Raw genomic sequence first — 2,002 nt, 5'->3', positions numbered from 1 at the left:
TCAACAAGGCCATCCCGGGCATTCTGGCCAACGTCAGCCCGGACGGCCGGGTGATGAACGTGTCCGGCGGCACCGCGGTCATGAAGGGCCGGGATGGCTACCGGGGCATCAGCCGGGACTGGATCCAGGGCTGGGGCCAGGGCCTGGCGCTGGCCTTCCTGGCCGGCGTGCTGAACTACGACAATGTGCGCAGCGACGGAGCGTTGTAAGATGAAGATTTGCTTTGATTTTCAGCAGCCGGAACAGGTCGTTGCCTACACCCCTGAAACCGGCCATGGCTTTGTGAACGCCGGGTCCCTGCAGGCCATGCCCCGGCTGACGGTGCCCCAGATCGGCGCCAACTGGCAGCCCATGTGGTGGCATGACGGCTGGAAGGCCGATTTCCGTGCCATCGCCCAGGGCGTGGAGGCCTGCGCCCACGATCTGCCCGCCGCCGACCTGGCGGACCGGGCTCTGCCGCTGTGGTTCCGGGCCGACCTGCCCGGGGAAGGCATCTATGCCGCCCGTGTGCGGCTGGTGGGCCAGGGCGGAACGGCCCTGCTCTTTGCGGGGCGGCGCCGTTTGGTCTGGCAGGGCACCCTGGCCCCCGGGGAATGCCGGGAGGTCTCTTTCCTCACCGATGTGACGCCCCTGGTGCCGGACGGCGAGACCTCCCCCGCCTTTTTCCCTGCCGCCGACATTGTAGCAGTAAGAGCCGGGCTGCAGGGGGTGGAATTGTCCGACACCGACGCCCGCCGGGTGTTCCTGATGGGGGATTCCACCGTCACCGACCAGTGTGCCGGGTTCCCCTACGCCCCGGGCACCAGCTATGCGGGCTGGGGCCAGATGCTGGGGTACTATCTTCCTGCCGAGCTCTGCGTGTCCAACCACGCCCATTCCGGCCTGACCACCGAAACCTTCGAGACCGGCGGCCACTGGGCGGTGGTGGAACCCCGGCTGCGGCCGGGAGACCTGTGCCTGATGCAGTTCGGCCACAACGACCAGAAGCGCCCCCACCTGACCGCCGAGGGCGGCTACACCGACCGGCTGCGGGCCTACATCCGGGCCATCCGGGCCAAAGGGGCCACGCCGGTGCTTGTTACCCCCCTGGCCCGCAACAGCTGGACCACGGACGGGCAGTACAACGACCTGCTGGACGCCTTTGCCCGGGCGGTGCACGCCCTGGGCCGGGCGGAGGATGTGCCGGTGCTGGACCTGCACGCCGCCTCCATGGAAGCGGTGCGCACCCAGGGGCGGGACGCCTCCAAGTGCTGGTTCTATCCCGGGGACTACACCCACACCAACGATTACGGCGCCTGCCGCTGGGCCGCCTTCCTGGCCGGGGCCCTGTGCGACGTTCTGGGGCTGACCCCGCCGGAACGCGCCCCCTGGCAGCCTGCCGAGCCTCTGCGCCCGCTGGCGCCGCCGGCGGACCGCACCGCCCCCGCCGCCGACCGGCCGGACCCCTACATCGACTACGAGACTACGAATCCCGACGCCCCCCTGACCCGGGCGGACGCGTTGTGCCTGGTGACAGCGGCGCTGGGACTGTTCCCCACCAACGAGTACACCAGCCCCTTTGCGGACGTGGTGGGCCAGGCCCCCTATGCCCCCGCGGTACAGGCCGCGGTGCAGGCCAGCCTGATTCCCGCCGACTGGGTGGGCGACGACTGCCTACATCCCGCCCAGAGCCTGACCCTGAAAGAGTTTCTGTCGGTGCTGCTGCCCGGGTATGCCATCCGGTGCACCCTGCCCCACGGGGAAAGTTACTTTGCCCAGGCGGTGCAGGCCGGGCTGATTCCGCCGGAGCTGGACCCAGAAGAGACCATTACCCGGGCCCGTGGCGCCGATATCTGCCGCCGGGTGCATATCTGACATTTCTGCTTCCCAATCCAATACGAAAGGGTGATCCACCATGAAACACCACACCACCGGGGGCTTTACCCTGCCCGGCGAGGCCGGGTGTGAAGCCCTGACCCTGGAGCTGGCCAAGCGCTGGGGCGCGGACGTCATCCGCGACAGC

At 69.1% G+C, this 2,002-nt stretch carries 3 protein-coding genes; all 3 read left to right on the top strand.

All coding sequences use genetic code 11. From position 1 onward, the window contains the following. Window positions 1-209 (top strand): glycoside hydrolase family 88 protein (locus H6B15_RS15225; protein ID WP_345942008.1); only part of this gene is annotated, 209 nt, incomplete at its 5' end. A 1-nt stretch (window position 210) separates the two neighbouring features. Continuing rightward, window positions 211-1,854 carry a rhamnogalacturonan acetylesterase gene (locus tag H6B15_RS15220; RefSeq protein WP_204648848.1) on the top strand — a complete coding sequence of 548 codons (1,644 nt, stop codon included), beginning with the start codon at window positions 211-213 and terminating at the stop codon, window positions 1,852-1,854. A 40-nt stretch (window positions 1,855-1,894) separates the two neighbouring features. After that, a partial coding sequence (locus tag H6B15_RS15875; RefSeq protein WP_204648849.1) for a 1,3-beta-galactosyl-N-acetylhexosamine phosphorylase N-terminal domain-containing protein occupies window positions 1,895-2,002 on the top strand: 108 nt, incomplete at its 3' end.

The sequence above is a fragment of the Gemmiger formicilis genome (assembly GCF_016900095.1).
Classification (GTDB): domain Bacteria; phylum Bacillota; class Clostridia; order Oscillospirales; family Ruminococcaceae; genus Gemmiger; species Gemmiger formicilis_A.
The sequence above is the reverse complement of the archived record's forward strand: the minus strand, read 5'-3'. Positions and strand labels throughout refer to the sequence as shown.

Bases quoted from the DNA above. Each gene is read 5' to 3' on its own strand.
- H6B15_RS15220 (WP_204648848.1), top strand. From the start codon at position 211: ATGAAGATTTGCTTTGATTTTCAGCAGCCGGAACAGGTCGTTGCCTAC.